This window comes from Microbulbifer mixtoriginis (SeqCode) (assembly GCF_052466695.1).
Window position 1 is genome coordinate 2,322,674 of sequence record NZ_CP174285.1, and the last position, 20,074, is coordinate 2,342,747.

Consider the following 20,074-nt stretch of genomic DNA (forward strand, 5'->3'; position numbering starts at 1 on the left):
CTTGCCGACCTCCTTCCTTATATTTGGGGAACTCACTTACAAAGAGATTCCCGAACTTTATGGACAAAGGGGCCAACTCCTAAGGAAATGTAAGCCCAAGCTAAATTTAAACTCTAGTATGGCACCGCCAAATGCGCTATTCCCCGCAAAGTTAGACGTGAAATAATCAACGAACTGACACCACAAACAGCAATAGCTGCCGTTAACGGCAAAGGCGTGCCATCAAAAACCAGACTGGTTAAAACAATAGCCAATGCTCCGAGCAACATTTGTAAAGCGCCACCCAGGGCTGCGGCAGTACCAGCAATGGGGCCATGTTCTTCAAGAGATAACACCATGGAAGTGGGAATAACCAGCCCAAGGAATATATTACAGGTCAACAACATTGCCACCAGTAATAAAAATTGATCATAACCCCAAAACACAACCATACACATCACCAGAGAGCTGATGGCAAAACCAGCAGTAGCCCACTTCACCACCGCCACTGAACCAAAACGGGTCCCCAGGTTTGCAGCAAATTGACTAGAGATAAAGAAACCCAGCGCATTTAAGGCAAAAGCAAGGCTGAACTCCGTTGGTGTCAGTCCATAAAAATCGGTGTACAGGAAAGAGGCCGTGGCAAGGAAAGAAAAAAAGCTGGCGATACCCAGACCACCGATGCTAGTCAGACCCACATACACAGGGTCGCGCAGCAATGTCGAGAAAGCGCCAAGCATGGCATTTAAACGAAATGGTACACGGTGATGATGATGTAAGGTCTCCGGCAAGCTGGTTACTGCCAGCAATAAGCTGGCCAGGGTCAGCAGAGCAATCAGTAAAAATACACTGCGCCACCCAAAAGGGACTATCAAGGTACTGCCTATCAGCGGGGCGAGCATCGGCGATATAGAAATAACCAACATCACCGTAGTCATTAAGCGAGTGGCCTGGGTACCAGTGTAATAATCTCGAATCACAGCCCTGGGGATCGACATCACCGAAGCGGCACCAACGCCCTGTAAAAACCTTAGAGCGATCAGCGCCTCTATTGAGGGCGCCAGAGCACAACCGATAGAAGCCAAGGTAAAAAGAACCAATCCAAAATACAGCGGTGGCTTTCTACCAAACATGTCCGAAGCGGGGCCATAAAATAGTTGGCATACCCCAAAAGCAACAAAGTAAGATATCAGGGTGTACTGAGCAGCCTCTATAGGGGCTCCCAAATCCTGGGCGATATCCGGTAGGGCCGGCAGATACATATCAATAGCAACAGGCCCAACACAGCTCAATAAGCCCAGAATGAGTGCCATCTTAATAAAATTCAACTTCATAGAATGTCCAATAAATCAGGCTCGGAAATACAAAAAAATCGAAATGTCGCTATCAGGAAATAACCTGATGCTTCCAGAGTAAATTCTCTTATTTCATTCAAGCTAGCGCTCTTGCAGTACAGAATACCTGCCTAGGTATAAGAAATGCGAACACAAACGTTTACAGCCCAAAAGTCGGCTCAACCCCGCAATCTTTTTACTCCCCAATTCCCACAGTTATTCAGTGGCAACTAAAAGCTCTATCGCCCAGAAGTACTGACCATTTCCTAAAAGCCTATACCGACTGGATAGTCGGACCTTAAGATTAGCCAAGGCAAAATTTTGGATGGCGATGATCTAGGAGGATAGCGTTCAAGACGCTGGGGGTTAGGTAAAAATAGATGAAATTATGCGTCCGCTCCCCTATTGACCCTGTTTAGCCCTCCTGCTGATGGGATAGAAATATGTTTGAATCCTATATCTCACTAGCCAGACTGCAGTTTCCTATCGGTAGTTTTATCTACTTACAGAGAAATAAGATATTGTGGCACTAGAAAAACGCCGCAGGAATCACTCTGTACCCAGTTGGTCATTAGCGGCTGCAAAAGCCGAACGTTTGCCCCTGCGCTCTCGCCACCGCTTTGCCCCACAAATTCCTCTACGCACTCGGCCTACACTCAACCGGCGGCAGCAAAAAAACCCTTTGTTTATTGCCCACACGCCCTGTTGGGTAATCACAATGTATCCAGAGGGGGAAACTGTAAATCGGTTACTGGGAACCCTGAAATCTCAGCGCCTTCGTGCTAGCCAAGTCGCTGGCGTTGAAGGGCGCAATGGTATACCCAAGCTTGAGGACGATGAGGTTCTCTGTAACGCCATCACACGTTGGCGTCACTTATGTGAGCTGAAAAGTTCTGAGATCGGTTGTTATCTGGCTCACCTTCGCGCTATTCGTCAGGCTTACCAGGCCGGTCTACAAAGGGTATGTATCCTTGAGGATGACGTTCAGGTGGAAGGTGACTTTGCCAGAGTATTGGCGGAGCTGGAGCGATTGCCCCCAGAAGTGGAAATGATCCGTTTGATGGGGCTGAAAGTACGCAAACGCAAGATCATCCGATCCCTCAATGATGGTGTGCACAAGCTAGTTCGCCCAGAGCGGGGTTGGTGCGGGGCCCAGGGTTATTTGATCAATCGCTGTGGAATGGAAAAGGTTCTGAGGTATGCCAGGCGGATTTTCGAGCCTATCGATAAGGTCTTTGATCACTTTTGGCAGTTTGATCTGAAGCTTTATGGTATCGAGCCCCATCTACTATGGGAAACCGAACACATTTCCAGTATCGAAAAATCTAACGTCCACAAGGCCAAGGTGGCCCGTTGGCTGTATTGGCTACACCCTTTTGGCAAGCTGTGGCGCAGTATTGAAAGACATAGCTACCTATATCGTTTTAAAGGCGATTTTTACCCAGCAGAGAAACCAAAGAAACGCCCAGGGCGCACTGCCCGAATGAAACTCTAATTCAAGAGATAACCAGGGCGCCTCTGAATAATTCTGTGATGCCTCTGGGTTTCAGAGCCGTTCTCTATCAAAAAGTGGCTTTGCACAAATATCTAAGACCTTTCAAGAGAGCACATCGCATAGTGTGAACACTCCACAAGGCCCGCATAGATCTTATGGAATTATTCAGTGGCTCCCTAGATATCCCAATAGCGCTGCATTTTTAAAAACATGAAAGAGGCCGTCCAGGTAATCATGACCAACCCCGTTAAAGCCTCTAAGCCAGCAGTGAAGCGTAGATGCCCCAAAGGCTCAATATCGCCAAAGCCAAGGGAGGTATAAGTGGTAAATGAGAAATACGCACAATCAAGCAGGCTGCCGTTGAAATTACCTTCTAGTGTGCCGAAGTAAGGCGAATTCACCATAAAGTAATAGCCATAGGCGAAGAGCCAGATTTCCGCTACGTGAGCCAAAAGGGCACCAAACACCCCCAGCACTATGGCAAAGTTGTGCCGCACCGGTAGCCAGCGCCCCAGGTGCACCAAAGCATTGAGGACTTCATGATGAATCAGCACCACAATAGCAACAATGATGCTGTTCACCGCAAAGGCAAAAGCCAATTCAGCGTCGATCATGGAAAAACTCGCGCACCAGCCTCCCGGCCTCTTCAGCCATCACACCAGACTCCACAGAAATTTTATGATTGAAGAAACCAGCTTCACCAAGCTTCAGCTGGCTTTCCACCACGCCGGCACGTGGCTCTTTGGCACCAAACACCAAACGACCTACACGCGCATGCATCAAGGTTCCAAAACACATGGTGCAGGGCTCGATAGTGACGTAAAGCGTGGTATTTGGCAGGCGGTAGTTTTGCTCTGCCTCCGCCGCGTGACGCAATGCGACAATTTCCGCATGAGCGCTGGGGTCACAGTTACCAATAGGGCGATTACTGCCCTCGCCAATGATTTTACCTTCCCGCACCAATACGGCCCCAACCGGTACCTCTCCCCGCTCTGCGGCAAGCTCGGCTAATTCCAGGGCTCTGCGCATAAACGCATAGTCTTTAGGTGTCGCCATAACTCTTTCTTAGACCTCTACTACAGGGAGTACCAACGCATACACAAAGTATTTCGCTGTCATTTCTACTAGATTATTTTCTCTTGATGAAACGACGAACAATAAAATCCGCCTCGAGAACCAGGCTTTCCTGCCCTTCCAGCTCCGCGCGAGCCTCTCGATTGCCCTTCCAGGCAAAAGGCGTCATCGCGAGAAAATCCGCAATCGCTTCGTGCCCGCGCAATTCAAAAGGAAAACAGCAGCGTAAATCAACCTCGGGATACAGCCCCTCAATCAATTTTGGGGCTGGGTGTTTACGAGGCTCCCGGTAGAGGTGTCCCTTCAAACTCCACAAGTGATCCGGACCGGGAGAAACATCCAGCAAATGCCCCCCCTCCTTTATTACCCTAAGCATCTCAGTATCCGGTGCAGGCGCAAAAATACGTAAGAGGTGATCCACGCTATTTGAAGCCACTGGCAGGTTGGTATTGCTGGATACAACAAACTGAGCACCACTGTCGGCTTTAGCCGCCATACGGACGCCTGACTTGGAAATATCTACCCCGGCCAACGCATGGCCGTGCCATCCGGCAGACTCCAACTGGCGTAAATAGTAACCTTCGCCACAACCGATATCCAAAAGCCGGCGCCCAGACTGGTAGGGCAGCAGCGCGGTAATCGTGTCCACTAGTGGGCGATAATAGCCCGCCTTGAGAAAGCGGCGACGGGCATGCAGCATTTCTGTGGAATCTCCCGGGTCCTTGCGCCGCTTGCGATAGACGGGTAACAAATTAACGTAACCCTCCCGCGCGCGATCAAAACTGTGCCGGTTACTGCAGTGCCAGGTATCTTTACCCAGCGTCAATGGCGTTGCGCAGAGGGGACATTGCCAAATCATTCAACTTCCTGAACTTGTGTATTCTTCATCATTGAGGGAGGGGTGCGCTGTAAAATAAGATCCGCTGCCTTCTCCGCAATTGCGATCACCGGTGCATTGGTATTACCGCTGATCAGGGCCGGCATTATGGAGGCGTCCACAACCCTCAGTCCATCTACTCCATGTACTTTTAACTCCGCGTCGACTACTGCGAGATCATCATTGCCCATCTTACAAGTGCCCACCGGGTGATAAATTGTCTCGGCATGCTGACGAATATAGTGTTTGATGGAAGCCTTGCTGCTGAGCTTATGCTCCGGCAGCCAGAGGCGCTTCTGGTAGCGTTGTAAATCTTCCTGGTGGATGATGTCCCGAGCCATTTCGAATGACTCCAGCATCACCTGCATATCTTCGGGCTCGCTAAGATAATTGGGTTGGATACTCGGCAGGGCCTTGGGATCCTCTGTATTGAGAGTTATTTCACCCCGGCTTTTGGGGCGCAATGCACATGCATGCAAGGTGTAACCATACCCCGACTGTTTATTGAAACCGTGTTCAAAGGATGGCACTGCCGTGAAGTGGAATTGTATGTCCGGGCGGCCGTTGGCCAAGGTTGAACTCGCGAATCCCCCCGCTTCGGCAACATTACTGGTCAATGGGCCCCGATTCAGGAAGAACCATTCAGGCGCACGCATGGCGTGCTTCACTCTCGCCCACAAGTCATTCGAAAAAGTGATTGGGTCTGAGGTCTCCACCACTTGAGAGATATCGAGGTGGTCCTGGAGGTTTTTACCCACCCCTGGCAGGTGGTTCTGCGGCAGAATATCAAACTTACGCAGCTCCTCTTGTGGGCCAATGCCTGAGAGCAATAGCAAATGCGGGGTCTGTATTGCGCCTGCGCAGAGTAATACCTCCTTATTGGCCAATATTTTTTTACCATTGAGTAATTCCACCCCCACAGCCCTGTCACCTCTCAATATCAGCCGAGCGACTGGACTACGCGTGAGTACTCGTAAATTGGGACGCTTTTTTATCGGATGTAAATAGGCTGCAGCAGCAGAGCACCGCCGACCTCTGCGCTGTGTTACCTGGTAAAAGCCCACTCCATTCTGCTGGCTGCCATTAAAATCACTGTTTGCCCGGTGTCCAGCAGACTGAGCTGCGCGCAGGAAGGCTTGCCCAGACTCAGTTTTCCACTTCAGATCACTTACCGTGAGCGGTCCATAGCCACTATGGTGCGCATCACTGCCACGCTCATTGCCCTCCGACAGAAGAAAGTAAGGCAATAAACTACGCCATCCCCAGCCTGTATTACCTGCGGCTTCCCAGGCATCATAGTCTTCACTTTGACCACGGATATAAACCATCGCATTAATCGCGCTACTGCCACCGAGGGTGCGGCCTCTCGGCCAGAACAATCGACGCTTGTTCAGGCTTTGCTGTGGTTCCGTGTAATGGTGGAGGTTATAGTCTGTGCCTGACATCAACATCCCAATACCCAGGGGCATGGATATCAATGGACTGCGATCCGGGGGCCCTGCCTCGAGCAGGCAAACACGATGCTGCTCATCAGCACTCAGCCGGTTGGCCAATACACAGCCGGCAGAGCCGGCACCTACGATCACATAATCAAACACCATTTGAGTGGACATGGGACCTCAGCACCTTTGCAGCTGGATTTTTCTCGACGGTACACTCAACCTCGTCAAAATTACAGAGATGAAGGGACGCAAAGATGAGGGATTGCGAATTTAGTGACAATAAAGTCCTACGCAGCTGGCACAATAATGCCGGCGAGTGGGTGAAGGTGGTGGACCGGGGAGCAATACCCAGCCGCAGGCTGATCACCGACCAGGCAATTTTTGAGGCTGTCCTTGCACATAATCCCTCCAGCGTGCTGGATATTGGCTGTGGTGAAGGATGGCTATCCCGCCGCCTGGCAGCAGAGGGCATGGATGTCTGGGGGATTGATGGCGTGGACGAGTTAATTAATGAAGCCAAGCGCAGAGGGCAAGAACGGCAACAATTCCGTACTGTTTGTTATGAAGAGCTAGATCCGCAGGCATTTGAGCGTAAATTTGATTTGATTGTATGCAACTTCTCTCTGATTGGGGAGGAAGCCACCAATGCCATTTTTCACAGGGCTTGCTCCCTGCTCAACCCACAAGGGTATCTACTCCTCCAAACTTTACATCCCCTACTCTCCTGTGGCGATGAAAAGTACCTGGATGGATGGCGACCGGGTTCCTGGCAAGGTATAGACGGTGATTTTCAGGAGGCAGCGCCCTGGTATTTCCGCACATTATCAAGCTGGACCCAATTATTCATCGAACATGGATTGATGCTCACCACCCTGGAAGAACCCCTCAACCCAACCACCGGAAAACCTGCCTCATTAATCTTGGCAGGACAAGTTTGCCCTTAACCCCTAAAGCAGTTACTGGCGCCAGTTTTTGAATGCCCGGTTATCAGCGTAGTCGCTTTCAGCGACACTTTCGCGCTCAAGTCTACTGAAAGCCCACAAGCTCCCCTCAAATACGGCGCTCAAAGCAAGACCGTTTTTTCATCAACCATGGCGCACCAATATCAAAAAAATAATAAAAAAACATTGGCGCTCACCTGATCACAGCTAGGACTGCTTGGACAAAAATGGAAAAGGGTCCAATCCATGCGGCTTTCAGGGATGTTTCCGACAATTTGCGACTGTCCAGTAAGTGAAGTAGCAGAAGCCGCCTATTTTCTATGGGAAAACGCTTCGAGGTGGGTATCCCATAATAAATTCAACGACCGCTTGCGGCCTTCCGAAATGAGATGCAACACCTGGGGTAGATAGAATGGCACTCTGCAGTTTCAGAATCAGACCGGGCAAATCCTTACCCAAAACAGTTGGATTACTGCTTTTTCCCACCTGTTGTATCTGCTCTGCGGACGAACTTTTTATCCCCGATTCACAACAAGCCCTAAATATACAATCCGTGAACCTGTTTTTCTCCGACAGTGCCTTCGCCATGGACAATGCTGCACTATTCCAAGCCGCAGATTATCTCCGCAGTAATTCCATGAATAGTACGCAACGCCGCCTCAACTACCAGTGGCTACAAATGCATACCTACCCCAGTGAGTTTCGACCAACCACTGGCGGTAAGGCACTATTCAAAATTGTTAAGATTGGTTTAGATACCTACAAGCAGCGCAACAAGAGCACGGTGCAAAAAAGTCTTCTGCGTTACACCACCAACCGGGGCAAGATAGGCAACTCGGTAGATTATGGCATCAACCTTTCTGACGACAAATTCAAGATTTCTTTCGAGTACGAATTTTAGACCTGGCAGACGACTTGCCCTCCCCTAGTTTTGTTAGAATCTCCGCCAATCGATTTTGGCGGAGATAGCCGTGAGCAGCTCAAGTACCCCTTCTTCATTTCCCGAACTTCCAATCGCCAGCGTCGGCCGGCGCTTGGCGGCCCTGATGTACGACCTGTTAATCCTGATGGGACTGATGATGGTGTACGGCTTTATAGCCCTGCCAGTGGCCTCGGTATTTGGTGGGTTAAGCTGTCAGCCAGCAGCTATGGATTACAGCCCGTGTGTCGGCGGACCAATTTATCAACTGGGCGCTCTAGCGGTGATCGCCGGCTACTTCTTCTGGTCCTGGCGGGTAGCCGGACAAACTGTGGGAATGCGCGCGTGGCGCTTGATCGTGGCGAATCCAGATGGGGTACAGCTTACTTGGCGCCAATGTATCCTGCGAGCCATTGTCGCCCCTCTCTCTATCGCCTGCCTGGGCCTCGGCTACTTTTCCGCCTGGGCCCGCTCCGACAAGGCTACTTGGCACGACTTGATTTCAGAGTCTCAAGTGCGCCTTTTACCCAAAAAGAAGAAAAAAGGGTAACTGCCAACAAATTAAGCTCAAGGGGCCCTATCGGGCCCGCTTGAGTAATAGCCAGCCCGCACCAAAACAAAGAAGAACCGGTAGCAGTACAGCCAGCAGTGGTGGAAAACCAAAAACCAATGAAGAGGGGCCGAGTATCCCCTGCACAGTTTGGAAGATGATCCCCACCATAATCCCGGTAAAAACTCTCAACCCCGTGGTTACTTCACGCAGTGGGCCAAAGATGAAAGAAATTGCCACCATAACCAAACTGGCTATGGTCAGTGGTTGTAATATTTTCTTCCAAAACTCCAGCCAGTAGCGGCCGGAATCTTCCCCCTTACGATCCAGGTAAGTACCGTAATCCCAGAGGTTGCGCGGGGAAAGATCCGAGGGCAGCGGCACGATCAGGGCAAACAACTCCGGCGAGACCTCCGCTTTCCATACACTGGTTGGCAGGTCTTTACTCTGCGTATCTTCCCCCAGGAACTGGGTGCTACGGCTGTTCTTAAGCAGCCACTGCTCATTCTGAAACTGCCCCCGTTCAGAGAACTCCACCCATTGCAGCTCCCGGTTATCCGCAAAGTGATAACGGGTTACGCCATAGAGTTCACCATCTGGCAGGGCAGCATTAAAGTGCACAAATTCGCCGCTATCTTTTAGCCACAAACCGCTTTCGAGGCCACTTGCTTCGAGCTCACCCAGGGCGCGTGCTTTGTTGTTCTCGGCGATTACATTGGTCTTGGGAATCACAAACTCCGCCAGGGCCAAACCGATAAAAATCAACAGAATGATTGGTTTCATTACCGCCCAGGCAATACGGCCGATAGAGACACCAGCCGCGCGCATAACGGTCAGTTCACTGGTGCCGGCCAGTGTCCCCAGCCCCACCATACATCCCACGAGGGCGGAGAAACCCAACTGCTCATAAATACGCCCCGGCAATCTCCACATGACATATTGTATTGCCTGGCTAAAGCCGTAATCGCGCTTGAGGTCTCCCAGTTGGTCGATAATGGCGGAAATAATATCCAGGCCGAGAATAATCAATAGCACCACGAAAACCGCTAGGGCGATGGTGCGGCCAATATACATATCCAGCTTATACATCGGCCGACTCCTTAACACCTTCCGGCAATGGTTTGGGTTTAGGGCGCCAATTTCTCGCCGCCAGAAGCAATAACCCAATTAGTAGGAAGGGCGGGTGTACCAACCAGATCACCGCGGGGTTGGCGAACTTGCCATCCTCTACAGCTCCGCGAACCCCCTGCAGAACCACCAGGTAAATGAGGTATAGGAGTATCGCGGGGAACATCTTAATAAAGCGTCCCTGGCGGGGATTAGTACGCGATAGCGGTACTGCCAGCACCGCAACCACCAGCACCAATACTGGCAAACTCAAGCGCCAGTAGAGGTAGGCTGTCTCCCTGGGATTGTCACTGCCAATCAGCTGCGTAGTGGGGGCCGACTCAATTTGGTCGCGCCAACGGCTGCGCAATCGTGGCGCCTCCATCAACACTTCATAGCTGGAGAACTCCATCTGCCGGTATTCCCGCTCACCCGGCACGCCCTCATAACGGTAGCCATCGCGCAGTACCAGGTAGCGCAGCCCTGTCTCGGGATCGATTTGCTGGACCCCTTCTTTGGCGCGAGTAACCACCTGGCGATTCGCCTCAGTCTCAGCTTCCGTGGCCCTCAACTCGGCGAGGAACACTCCCAGCATGGTGGACTTATCCTCACTCAGGGCCTCTGCGTAATACACTGCCTGGCCGCCACTGGTGGATATAAATTTCTTCGGTATCAGGTGATCAAACTCATTGCGGGATTTTTCCGCGTTGAGCATCAGGTTGGAACGCTCGGCACCAGCGGGGGTGAGGTACAAACTCATTGAAGCCACAAACAAAGCCACTGCCAGAGCCGGTGCCAGGGTGTAAAACAGCAAACGCCATTCGCTGAAACCACAGGCGTGCAGCACTGTCATTTCGCTCTCTATATAGAGGCGCCCATAGGCCAAAAGAATCCCGACGAATAATCCCAGTGGCAATATCAATTCCAGGAATCCCGGTAAGCGGTAGGCCATTAAGGAGAAAAGGATATTAGCCGAAAGGTCCCCTGCGGCGGCTTCCGCAAGGTATTTCACAAATCGGCCACTCATCACCATTAATAGCAAAACTGCGCTGACCGCCAGCGTGGCAAACAGCAGCTCGCGGCAGAGATAGCGGAAAATAATCACAGGGCGAACGAATTCCTTGGTGACAGCGGTGTGATGAATTGGACTTCAGTCGAACAAGTTGCCCACTAGGTACAGCAATCCATAGACGAGCAGGTTAAACTTGTGCGACGCATTATCACTAAAAATTCTTGCTATGTCTCGGTTCAGAGCTATGCAATCTATTGTCAGATTTTAAGGAAAGCGAAAAATGCAGTTCTCCGCAAAGGTCTCGGATATCTCCAAACAGCGCGCAGCCTGTTCCGTTATTTCAGCTGATGCTAAAAATGGCTTAAGCCCCAGCGGTAAAAACCTCGATCAACTCGCAAAAGGAACTATTGGCAAAATTCTCAAGCGTGGTGATCTGGGCGTAAAACCCGGCAGCACCCAGTTAATCGACCTGCTGGACGGACCCAGTGAGCGAGTGCTGGTCGTTCGCACCGGCAAGGGAGACATCAGCCAGGCAGAGTTCCGCAAGCTGGCCAGCGCCAGTGCCGCAGTGGTGAAAAAGTTCAAAGACGCTACCAGCTACCTGTGCGAGCTCGAAGTAAAAGGGGCTGATAAAGCCTGGCAAGCCCAGCAGATTGCGCTGGCCACAGGTCTGGCCACCTACCGCTTCACCCAGTGCCTCACTGATGCCAAACCCTACCCTCTCACCAAGTTCACCCTGCATGCCATTGATCGCAAGCAGCTAAAAACCATCCAAAAAGGGATGGAGATTGGTGCCGGCCAAGCACTGGGAAGCAATGTAGCACGGGAACTGGGTGATCTGCCTGGCAATATCTGTACACCCAACTATCTGGCAGCTCAGGCCCGCACACTGGCCAAAAAACACACAAAGCTCTCCACAACTGTGCTCGACGAGAAAAAAATGAAAGCGCTTGGTATGGGCGCACTTCTCAGCGTAGCAAAAGGCAGTGACCAGCCCCCAGCCCTGATCGCCATGAACTACAAGGGTGGCAAAACCAGCGAGAAACCCATTGTGCTGGTGGGCAAAGGTATTACCTTCGATAGCGGTGGTATCAGCATCAAGCCCGGTCAGGCTATGGATGAAATGAAATACGATATGGGCGGTGCGGCCAGTGTTTTCGGTGTGATGAACGCCCTGGTGGAGCTGCAGCCATCTATCAATGTGGTGGGCCTGGTCGCCGCCGCAGAAAATATGCCCAGCGGCCGCGCCAGCAAGCCCGGTGATATCGTCACCTCCATGTCCGGAAAGACTATCGAGATTCTGAACACCGACGCCGAAGGCCGCCTGGTACTTTGCGACGCACTCACCTATGCCAGCAAGTACAAGCCGCGCGCGGTCATCGATATCGCCACTCTCACCGGTGCCTGTGTAATCGCTCTCGGCCACCATGCCACTGGCCTCTATGCCAATAACGAAGAACTCGCCCAAGACCTGCTCAAGGCCGGCGAAACCAGTGGCGACCGCGCCTGGCAAATGCCGCTTTGGGATGAGTACCAGCCCGCCCTGGACTCCAACTTTGCCGATATGCAAAACATCGGCGGCCGCGATGCCGGCTCTGTAACCGCCGCCTGTTTCTTGTCCCGCTTTGCCGAAGAGTACACTTGGGCACATATGGACATCGCCGGTAGCGCGTGGAAATCCGGTGCCGCCAAAGGGGCCACCGGTCGTCCGGTACCGCTTCTGGTGGAATACCTGCTGGGAAAATAACTGGCAAAAGCGCACAATAGCCGCCCCCGAGCGGCAGCCGTAACGGCCCCTCGCGGGCCGTTGTCGTCTCTGTACAAATAAAAGCCAGCATGACCCGTATCGACTTTTACATCCTCTCCTCCGATCAGCCCCAGCAAGCGGATATCTTCGCCTGTCGCCTGGCGGAAAAGGCCTATCGCAACGGTCTTCGGGTTCTGCTTGCCGTGGATAATCAGGAACGTGCCGAACAACTCAACCAACTGCTGTGGACCTTCCGTGAAGACAGTTTCCTGCCCCATGCCAACCAAGCGAATGGCGAGCAGGCAGCTATCGAAATCAACTGCGGTGAAGATCCGCAGGCACACCACGGCCTACTGATCAACCTGTGCAGCAAAGTCCCCAACTGGTTCAGCCGCTTCGAACGTCTTGCCGAGATCGTCGTTCAAGAAGCCAATGCCCTGCAACGCTCACGATCGCGATTTGGTCACTTCCGCGATCGCGGATATCCGTTACAATCCCATAAGATCAACCAGAGCATGTAATCACTAACTACCGCCATGTCCGGTCGAAAGAACAAGCACAAGCAGCGCGGACAACCACGCAAACCTTCCAGCGAGCTGCTCGATGAGCTGAACTCACTGCACGACCTACTCAACAGTGACGATCTCGATGAAATCCCACTGCTCAACCAGGTAGCGGGCCAAGTAACGGGGAAGGATGAGCCAAAAACCCTAACCGCTGCCCCTCCTACAGAGCCTCCATTGTTATCCACCGAGCCAGAAGCCCCGCCCCCCTCCCCAATGGATGACACCTTGGAAGAGGAACTGCTTCAGCAGGAGGACCTGCCCATATTGTTTTCCCCAATCGAGGAGACACTGGGCGAAGAACATAAAGTGCAGTTGGCCGAATCAGATCTAGCCCTATTGCGCCCCTTACAAAACCTGCCCGGCAAAACAACGGCAGAACCCCAAGTGCAGACTTCCCAGGAAGCGTCAGCCCATGACGATGATGATGATGATCAACCTGGCAATAACACTCAATCGAATAGTGAGGGGACTGACACGGATCGTACAATCGCAACAGATACAGCTGCGGAGGCTCCCGTACCGGCACCCGACAACCCCTTCTTACCAGCCCATATTCGCTCGCGGCTTACCGGGGGGCGTATTCCATCCCATGAAAGGCAGCCCCAAACCAAACCCGAGGCCATAGAAACCGCCAGCGCGGGTACCCGTACCCAAGCATTGGTAATGGCCCAGGCGATTGCAGAAAAGGAGGGGCCAGTAGAAAAATTGGAGCCCTCAGAGAAAGAGCGCCAGCGCAACGATTTGATTGAAGAATTGGTAGCCCAACAGCTCCCTCAACTGGAAAAACAGTTGCGTGCCCAGATAGAAAAAGTGGTCGACGAGCTAGAGATCTGGGACTGAGTGCGATTTAGCCCCACAGCTGCCTTTTGCCCACCCTACCCCCGGCGGTATAATTGCCGCCTTTTCCGCGCAGCCCGAGCAAGCACCAGACTATCCTGAGCCAAAACGCTGTGCACGCAGTCAGTTAAACACAAGGTTTCCCGCCCGTATGGACAAAACATACCAGCCCAACGCCATCGAACAGCAGTGGTACAAAACCTGGGAGGAGAACGGCTACTTCAAGCCTTCCGGGGATACTGAGGCCAAGCCCTACAGCATTATGATCCCGCCGCCGAACGTCACCGGCAGCCTGCATATGGGCCACGGTTTCCAGGAGTCCATCATGGACGCCCTGATTCGCTACCACCGCATGCAGGGAGACAACACCCTGTGGCAAGTGGGCACCGACCATGCCGGTATCGCCACCCAGATGGTGGTAGAGCGCCTGCTGGGCGCCGAAGGCGTATCCCGCCACGACCTGGGCCGCGACAAGTTTATTGAGAAGGTCTGGGAGTGGAAGGAAGAGTCCGGCGGCACCATTACCCGCCAGCTGCGCCGCCTGGGCGCCAGCCCCGACTGGTCCCGCGAACGCTTCACCATGGACGACGGCTTTTACAAAGCGGTGCAGGAAGTCTTTATCAAACTGTATGAAGACGGCCTGATTTATCGCGGCAAGCGCCTGGTGAACTGGGACCCGAAATTCCACACTGCGATCTCCGACCTGGAAGTATTAAACGAAGAGAAGCAGGGCCACCTGTGGCACTTCCGCTACCCGCTCTCCGACGGCTCCGGCCACTTGGTAGTTGCCACTACCCGCCCGGAAACCATGCTCGGCGATACCGCCGTAGCCGTACACCCGGAAGACGAGCGCTACCAGCACCTGATTGGCAAGACCATCAAGTTGCCCCTGACCGACCGCGAAATTCCGATTATTGCCGACGAATACGTCGATCGTGAATTCGGCACCGGCTGTGTAAAAATCACCCCGGCCCACGACTTCAACGACTACGAGATGGGCCAGCGCCACAACCTCGAGATGATCAACATCCTCGATGCCGACGCCCACCTAAACGACGCAGTGCCGGAAAAATACCGAGACATGGAGCGCTTTGCCGCGCGCACCCAGATTGTCGATGACCTGGACGCCCTCGGCCTGCTGGAAAAAGTAGAACCCCACACCCTCAAGGTGCCCCATGGCGACCGCTCCGGCGCCGTGATCGAGCCCTGGCTCACCGATCAATGGTACGTAAAAACCCAGCCCCTGGCCGATGAAGCCATCGCCGCCGTTGAAGATGGCCGCGTTGAGTTCGTACCGAAAAACTACGAAAACATGTATTTCTCCTGGATGCGCGATATCCAGGACTGGTGTATTTCCCGCCAGCTGTGGTGGGGCCACCGCATCCCCGCCTGGTACGACAACGAAGGCAAAGTCTACGTTGGCCGCAGCGAAGAGGAAGTGCGCGAGAAGCACAACCTGGGCGCCGACATCAGCCTGCGCCAGGACGACGACGTACTCGACACCTGGTTCTCCTCCGGCCTGTGGACCTTCGGCACCCTGGGCTGGCCGGAAGATACCGAAGAACTGAAAGCCTTCCACCCCAGCTCCGTACTGGTTACCGGCTTCGATATTATTTTCTTCTGGGTCGCACGCATGATGATGCTGACCCTCTACTTCAAGAGGGAAGTACCATTTAACACCGTGTACGTGCACGGCCTGGTGCGCGACAACCACGGCCAGAAGATGTCCAAATCCAAGGGCAACGTGATCGATCCTATCGACCTGATCGACGGTATCGACCTGGAGAGCCTGGTAGCCAAGCGCACCGCCGGCATGATGGTGCCGCACCTGCGCGAGAAAATTGAAAAGCAAACTCGCAAGGACTTCCCCGAAGGGCTCGAAGCCTACGGTACCGATGCCCTGCGCTACACCTACTACTCACTGGCATCCACCGGCCGCGACATCAAGTTTGATGTGGGCCGTATCGAAGGCTTCCGCAATTTCTGTAACAAGATCTGGAATGCCTCCCGCTACGTACTGCAAAACTGTGAAGGACAGGACTGTGGCCAGGACAACAGTAGCGACTTCGAGCTGACTGTCGCCGACCGCTGGATTATTTCCCAACTACAGCGCACCGAAATTACCGTACGCGAAGCGATGGATACCTACCGCTTCGACCTCGCCTCCCAGGCCCTGTACGACTTTATCTGGAGCGAGTACTGCAGCTGGTATCTGGAACTGTCCAAGCCGGTACTGTGGGACGACAACGCCTCCGACGCAGTGAAGAAAGGAACCCGACGCACCCTGATCCGCGTACTGGAAACCATTTTGCGTCTGGCTCACCCACTGATGCCGTTTATCACCGAAGAAATCTGGCAGCGTGTAAAAACCCTCGCCGGCTCCAACGGTGACACCATTATGCTGCAAAAGTACCCGGAAGCCGACAGCAGCAAGATCGACGAAGAAGCGGAAGCGGCTGTTTCCTGGTTGAAGCAGGTTATTGAAGGCGTGCGTAATATTCGCGGTGAAATGAATATTTCCCCAGCGAAGAAAATCCCACTGATTCTGCGCGGCGGTTCCAGCCGTGACCAAGAACTGCTGGCGCAAGCCCGCAGCCTGCTGATCAAACTGGCCAGCCTCGAAGAAATCACCTGGCTGGAAAGTGGAGAAACTGCACCAGCCTCCGCCACTGCCCTGGTAGGCGATATGGAATTGCTGGTACCCATGGCCGGGCTGATCGACGTTAAAGCCGAGAGCGCGCGTCTACAAAAAGAGATTGATAAACTTTCCAAAGAACTCGCACGGGTTGAAGGCAAACTCAACAACCCCAAGTTTGTAGACAAAGCCCCCGAAGCCGTTGTTGCCAAGGAGAAGGACAAGCTCGCGGAAATGAAAGGTGCTCACGAGCGCCTGCAACAGCAACTTGAGGAAATCAGTAACCTTTAATGGTTCTGGTTATCCGCTCCATTTAAGAGCGGATCTGATTTAAAAAAGGGGGCTCTGCCCCCTTTTCTTTTTTTTGATATAAATCAAACTGCCCCTTCTAGCCCTAATGCCTTTCGATTTTCTATCAACTTCAGAACCCGAGTATGTGCGCAATGTACCTGCATCGCTTATGAGTTTGTCAGCTCCAAAATCAGCTTTACCGAGGTGGTATACGACCTAAAGCGCAGTGAAACGCTTCAGGCACTGCTCCATTTTTCTACCCTCCTAAGTAACTGATAAGAAATCAACATGATTTTGAATCGGTTTGGCTGTTATTTTTTATAAAGATCCTAATTGATTGGAAGTTCTAAGTACGATAATGAATTGGAGAAAATCTATTCAGTAGGGATAGTGGGCAAAGTGATCATTTTTTATTTGGGACAAGAGTTCAAGCTTGTGTGTGATTTATTGATTCCTCAAGGTTATTACGCACTTCTTCATTAGATTGATTCCAGGGTGGCAATCATGATAATAGTGGTCAGAATGATTACTATATAAATGTTAAGTGCCAGGAGATCTAATGTTCGACCTGAATATAGATAATAAAAACAATCTCCATGTCATTGAAAATGGCAATGAACATATAATCCCTATTGTAATGGAGTATTGGAATACCAGAGATTTAATACTTCACTGGGGATATGAAACATACGACTTACTAGATGGTTATGCTTTGAGGTTTCTTTTAACAGGAATGCATGTTCTTAAGGGGCAAGGTTATATAAGAGCATTTCGAACAGTTAGGACACGTAACAAAATTCACTTTGATGATGTTCTAATAGTGGCGCCATGGAACGTACAGCAATGGGAGCCAATAGAAGCGCTCGAATATATTGTATCCCCGCATACTCAAACGGTTTATGACTATCAATTTAAACTCCCAGATAGAATTCCTGAGTTTTTTGTTACAAGTGATGAGCTCTCTTTCTGGAATAATGAGACAATAGAAAAAGATCCTCTGGCAGGTACTTATGAGCCAAAATATAAGCTATACACAGAACAACAAAGCACCTAACCAGCGAAGGTGCACAAAAGTCGCCGTTGCTGCGGGCTTAAGGCTATAGATTATGTATCGAGCAGGTGAGGAAATCATCAATAAGGGGCTGAGCCCATTCACTCGCATACTACTTGGCTTTGTATCAGGAATGTTTGGCCTTGTAATGATCATCTCTGCACCGCCAACTGATAAAGCAATCGGCTTCAATGTCTTTGCTGGTGCTTGTTTAAGCATTTCATTTGCATGTATCTTTACTGGTAGAGTTCGTCAATTTTTCGGTAGCTTAATTGGTCTTGGATTGTTTTCTGCATCAATGTGGTATCTTTTAACTCAGCTACTACATGGCCCGCTATTCTCGGCACGCTCAGAGCAATCTATTCTAAATGCAGTGTTATTTCTCGTTTTCTTCGGTGTTCCAGGTGTTTCTTATATATTCAAAGTTAGATTTGGTTTTGTACGTAAAAAGTCTTAACAAACGCAATCACGCGGACCGGCTTTAAGCTGTCTCCGCTTCGCTACATCAACTTAAAGCCATCCAGCGTTGCGGGCGTTAACCCTATCACCCGGCGGACTGGACACGCCAACGCGCGCCACTGCTTAGGGCGCTCCGTAATCTCAACCAACTCCATCCCCCAGCACCTTCTCCTTTTGGACACGTCTATAGATTTCCTCACGGTGAACGGGTAGAGATTTGGGAGCACGTATGCCTATCTTTACCTGATTACCCTTAACTTCCAATACCGTAATTGAGACGTTCGATCCAATCCGTAAGTTTTCACCCGTCCGGCGCTTTAAGATCAACATATTTGCTTCCTATTAACACTCAAACCATGCGTAGACCTCCCTTAATGGAAGGATTTGAAAGTAACTTTTAAGGAAGTATCAGGTGGGGCGCGAGAACGGTAGGCATAGAAGTAGAAAAGGCAGACGCAACGCTTCCAGAGCCAAGGGACACGCCCCAAACTGCTGAATGGACTCCACTTTATTGAAGACGAGCGGGTTTCTAGCGTATGATCCATATAGCCATTTTGATAGTCTAGTTATCAATTTGGTTAGCTGGCCCCAGGTGTTCCACCACCTTGGGTCAGCGCCTTTTACTTACTCTTATGTCACGCTACCGTTCTCCTTTGAGGGAATGGTTTTTAGAAAATTCTTGATTCTCTCGAATCTCTTTGGTCATCGGCCTTTAGAAGGCTGCTCAATGACGACCCAAATACCGATAAATATCCACCGATTTTACGCAGCTTTGACACTAAAACAAACTGAATAAAATCCAATAAGATTATTTTTGTGCCTATATTTTTGGTGGTTCACGCTTTGAAAATTTTGGTTGCGTATAAAAATGGTTGTTAAGACAGGTACTCTTCTCTGCCGTTCGCTTTGGAACCCAGAAACAATAGATCACCCCTAGCGGCTTCGATTTGCTGCTTTTACATACAGCCTGTTGTTTTTCTGTGCTCTCTATTTCGAAGATCAAGAGTAACTACAAGTATTCACTGCAGAAAGAACATTAACTTGTTGATTTTGAATGGTTTACGTCTGTTATCAAAAGGAGCAAAATATCAGGGTATAATGCGGCTTCTTTTGAATACACTGTTAGATGCAATTGCTCATAAATATTGAATTCTTTTTACTTTGGTACCGTTTTGATAATCAAAACTCATTTGTCCTTTGTTTTTCTGATGAAGCTGACGGAGTATTTGTAGATTCTGTCGGACAAGCACCAACTCTTTCGTCAGCGGAACTGACAGTCAAATACGCTGGGGGTTTAGGGATTTCAGCTGTAAATAAAAGACCAACACCCCATAACTTGGATAAAGTTATAAACTGTTTAGAAGACCCTAACCAATACGCAATTGATTGTGATAAAACTCTTTCTATTTGGAATTTATTTGATGATATTTATCGCCCTTTAGGCAAAGGGCTGTCGTCAAAAAAACCAATAGTGAATAAAGTGTATGAAAAACCATTCTATGGTGATAACTTACCAACAGTTATTCCTAAAGGATCTCATTGTGAGTCTATCTGGAGCGTCGAAGAAATCACATTAACAACTCGAGTAATGAACTCAGGCATGAAAAAATTAAGAAAATCATTATGCACTTATAAGCAATGATAAATGTATCCAAGAAAGCACAGCAACCCAACTCTGCAGACCCTTTCACCTTTTGTAATTTCACACCAAAGCCGCCAAATTTGCCACACAGTGATGCTGTGCGCTAACTTTCTTTG

Annotated in this window: 19 protein-coding genes; 11 read left to right on the forward strand and 8 right to left on the reverse strand. The window is 50.9% G+C overall.

Going from position 1 to position 20,074, the window contains the following annotated elements:
* Positions 1-113: 113 nt before the first annotated feature.
* Positions 114-1,313, reverse strand: a complete 1,200-nt coding sequence (locus ACJJI0_RS10340) for a multidrug effflux MFS transporter (protein WP_444885806.1) — start codon at positions 1,311-1,313, stop codon at positions 114-116.
* A 523-nt stretch (positions 1,314-1,836) separates the two neighbouring features.
* Between ACJJI0_RS10340 and ACJJI0_RS10345 the strand changes: the two genes are divergently transcribed.
* Positions 1,837-2,808, forward strand: a complete 972-nt coding sequence (locus ACJJI0_RS10345) for a glycosyltransferase family 25 protein (protein WP_444885807.1) — start codon at positions 1,837-1,839, stop codon at positions 2,806-2,808.
* 176 nt (positions 2,809-2,984) lie between these two features.
* On the opposite strand, the gene ACJJI0_RS10350 is transcribed toward ACJJI0_RS10345, so the two are convergent.
* The 4 genes from ACJJI0_RS10350 to ACJJI0_RS10365 form a co-directional block, all read right to left on the reverse strand.
* Complete coding sequence (locus ACJJI0_RS10350; protein WP_252084886.1) at positions 2,985-3,422, reverse strand: potassium channel family protein; 438 nt, start codon at positions 3,420-3,422, stop codon at positions 2,985-2,987.
* Positions 3,409-3,864 carry a tRNA adenosine(34) deaminase TadA gene (tadA, locus tag ACJJI0_RS10355; protein ID WP_252084885.1) on the reverse strand — a complete coding sequence of 152 codons (456 nt, stop codon included), beginning with the start codon at positions 3,862-3,864 and terminating at the stop codon, positions 3,409-3,411. Before tadA ends, ACJJI0_RS10350 begins: the two co-directional genes overlap by 14 nt.
* 73 nt (positions 3,865-3,937) lie before the next feature.
* The gene (locus tag ACJJI0_RS10360; protein WP_444885808.1) at positions 3,938-4,741 is read right to left on the reverse strand and encodes a putative RNA methyltransferase; all 804 of its coding nucleotides are present in this window, start codon (positions 4,739-4,741) and stop codon (positions 3,938-3,940) included.
* A complete protein-coding gene (locus ACJJI0_RS10365) occupies positions 4,738-6,372 on the reverse strand; it encodes a GMC family oxidoreductase (RefSeq protein WP_444885809.1) in 1,635 nt (544 codons plus the stop codon). Before ACJJI0_RS10365 ends, ACJJI0_RS10360 begins: the two co-directional genes overlap by 4 nt.
* 83 nt (positions 6,373-6,455) lie before the next feature.
* Between ACJJI0_RS10365 and ACJJI0_RS10370 the strand changes: the two genes are divergently transcribed.
* From ACJJI0_RS10370 to ACJJI0_RS10380, 3 genes are all read left to right on the forward strand, one after another.
* Complete coding sequence (locus ACJJI0_RS10370) at positions 6,456-7,145, forward strand: class I SAM-dependent methyltransferase (protein ID WP_444885810.1); 690 nt, start codon at positions 6,456-6,458, stop codon at positions 7,143-7,145.
* A 409-nt stretch (positions 7,146-7,554) separates the two neighbouring features.
* Entirely contained in the window at positions 7,555-8,043 is a 489-nt protein-coding gene (locus ACJJI0_RS10375; RefSeq protein WP_444885811.1) for a hypothetical protein, read from the forward strand.
* A 70-nt stretch (positions 8,044-8,113) separates the two neighbouring features.
* Positions 8,114-8,611 (forward strand): RDD family protein, encoded by a 498-nt coding sequence (locus ACJJI0_RS10380; RefSeq protein WP_444885812.1) that lies wholly within the window; start codon positions 8,114-8,116, stop codon positions 8,609-8,611.
* 27 nt (positions 8,612-8,638) lie between these two features.
* Here ACJJI0_RS10380 and lptG read toward each other — a convergent pair whose 3' ends face one another.
* Together lptG and lptF are read right to left on the reverse strand one after the other, a co-directional pair.
* Positions 8,639-9,700 carry an LPS export ABC transporter permease LptG gene (gene lptG, locus ACJJI0_RS10385; RefSeq protein ID WP_444885813.1) on the reverse strand — a complete coding sequence of 354 codons (1,062 nt, stop codon included), beginning with the start codon at positions 9,698-9,700 and terminating at the stop codon, positions 8,639-8,641.
* Positions 9,693-10,823, reverse strand: a complete 1,131-nt coding sequence (gene lptF / locus ACJJI0_RS10390) for an LPS export ABC transporter permease LptF (RefSeq protein WP_444885814.1) — start codon at positions 10,821-10,823, stop codon at positions 9,693-9,695. Before lptF ends, lptG begins: the two co-directional genes overlap by 8 nt.
* 187 nt (positions 10,824-11,010) lie before the next feature.
* Here lptF and ACJJI0_RS10395 point away from each other — a divergent pair, with 187 nt between their 5' ends.
* The 6 genes from ACJJI0_RS10395 to ACJJI0_RS10420 all read left to right on the forward strand — a co-directional run bounded on the left by ACJJI0_RS10395 (position 11,011) and on the right by ACJJI0_RS10420 (position 18,314).
* Positions 11,011-12,477, forward strand: coding sequence for a leucyl aminopeptidase (locus tag ACJJI0_RS10395; protein ID WP_444885815.1), 1,467 nt, complete (start codon positions 11,011-11,013; stop codon positions 12,475-12,477).
* Positions 12,478-12,566: 89 nt separating this feature from the next.
* Positions 12,567-12,998 (forward strand): DNA polymerase III subunit chi, encoded by a 432-nt coding sequence (locus ACJJI0_RS10400; protein WP_252084876.1) that lies wholly within the window; start codon positions 12,567-12,569, stop codon positions 12,996-12,998.
* 15 nt (positions 12,999-13,013) lie between these two features.
* On the forward strand, positions 13,014-13,883 hold the full coding sequence (locus tag ACJJI0_RS10405) for a hypothetical protein (protein ID WP_444885816.1): 870 nt from the start codon (positions 13,014-13,016) through the stop codon (positions 13,881-13,883).
* A 148-nt stretch (positions 13,884-14,031) separates the two neighbouring features.
* Entirely contained in the window at positions 14,032-16,806 is a 2,775-nt protein-coding gene (locus ACJJI0_RS10410) for a valine--tRNA ligase (protein WP_444885817.1), read from the forward strand.
* A 559-nt stretch (positions 16,807-17,365) separates the two neighbouring features.
* Positions 17,366-17,860, forward strand: coding sequence for a hypothetical protein (locus ACJJI0_RS10415; protein ID WP_444885818.1), 495 nt, complete (start codon positions 17,366-17,368; stop codon positions 17,858-17,860).
* A gap of 52 nt (positions 17,861-17,912) precedes the next feature.
* Positions 17,913-18,314: a hypothetical protein gene (locus tag ACJJI0_RS10420; protein ID WP_444885819.1), complete on the forward strand. Its 402-nt coding sequence runs from the start codon at positions 17,913-17,915 to the stop codon at positions 18,312-18,314.
* A 143-nt stretch (positions 18,315-18,457) separates the two neighbouring features.
* Here ACJJI0_RS10420 and csrA read toward each other — a convergent pair whose 3' ends face one another.
* Entirely contained in the window at positions 18,458-18,646 is a 189-nt protein-coding gene (gene csrA / locus ACJJI0_RS10425; protein ID WP_444885820.1) for a carbon storage regulator CsrA, read from the reverse strand.
* A gap of 796 nt (positions 18,647-19,442) precedes the next feature.
* Here csrA and ACJJI0_RS10430 point away from each other — a divergent pair.
* Positions 19,443-19,958: a hypothetical protein gene (locus ACJJI0_RS10430; protein ID WP_444885821.1), complete on the forward strand. Its 516-nt coding sequence runs from the start codon at positions 19,443-19,445 to the stop codon at positions 19,956-19,958.
* Positions 19,959-20,074 lie beyond the last annotated feature (116 nt).

Excerpts from the sequence above, each read along its gene's own strand:
- ACJJI0_RS10375 (WP_444885811.1), top strand. The coding sequence starts at position 7,555 with ATGGCACTCTGCAGTTTCAGAATCAGACCGGGCAAATCCTTACCCAAA.
- ACJJI0_RS10365 (WP_444885809.1), bottom strand. The coding sequence starts at position 6,372 with ATGTCCACTCAAATGGTGTTTGATTATGTGATCGTAGGTGCCGGCTCT.
- ACJJI0_RS10410 (WP_444885817.1), top strand. The coding sequence starts at position 14,032 with ATGGACAAAACATACCAGCCCAACGCCATCGAACAGCAGTGGTACAAA.
- ACJJI0_RS10420 (WP_444885819.1), top strand. The coding sequence starts at position 17,913 with ATGTATCGAGCAGGTGAGGAAATCATCAATAAGGGGCTGAGCCCATTC.
- ACJJI0_RS10360 (WP_444885808.1), bottom strand. The coding sequence starts at position 4,741 with ATGATTTGGCAATGTCCCCTCTGCGCAACGCCATTGACGCTGGGTAAA.
- ACJJI0_RS10395 (WP_444885815.1), top strand. The coding sequence starts at position 11,011 with ATGCAGTTCTCCGCAAAGGTCTCGGATATCTCCAAACAGCGCGCAGCC.
- ACJJI0_RS10350 (WP_252084886.1), bottom strand. The coding sequence starts at position 3,422 with ATGATCGACGCTGAATTGGCTTTTGCCTTTGCGGTGAACAGCATCATT.
- ACJJI0_RS10340 (WP_444885806.1), bottom strand. The coding sequence starts at position 1,313 with ATGAAGTTGAATTTTATTAAGATGGCACTCATTCTGGGCTTATTGAGC.
- csrA (WP_444885820.1), bottom strand. The coding sequence starts at position 18,646 with ATGTTGATCTTAAAGCGCCGGACGGGTGAAAACTTACGGATTGGATCG.
- ACJJI0_RS10405 (WP_444885816.1), top strand. The coding sequence starts at position 13,014 with ATGTCCGGTCGAAAGAACAAGCACAAGCAGCGCGGACAACCACGCAAA.
- ACJJI0_RS10370 (WP_444885810.1), top strand. The coding sequence starts at position 6,456 with ATGAGGGATTGCGAATTTAGTGACAATAAAGTCCTACGCAGCTGGCAC.
- ACJJI0_RS10415 (WP_444885818.1), top strand. The coding sequence starts at position 17,366 with ATGTTCGACCTGAATATAGATAATAAAAACAATCTCCATGTCATTGAA.
- ACJJI0_RS10400 (WP_252084876.1), top strand. The coding sequence starts at position 12,567 with ATGACCCGTATCGACTTTTACATCCTCTCCTCCGATCAGCCCCAGCAA.
- lptG (WP_444885813.1), bottom strand. The coding sequence starts at position 9,700 with ATGTATAAGCTGGATATGTATATTGGCCGCACCATCGCCCTAGCGGTT.
- tadA (WP_252084885.1), bottom strand. The coding sequence starts at position 3,864 with ATGGCGACACCTAAAGACTATGCGTTTATGCGCAGAGCCCTGGAATTA.
- ACJJI0_RS10430 (WP_444885821.1), top strand. The coding sequence starts at position 19,443 with ATGCAATTGCTCATAAATATTGAATTCTTTTTACTTTGGTACCGTTTT.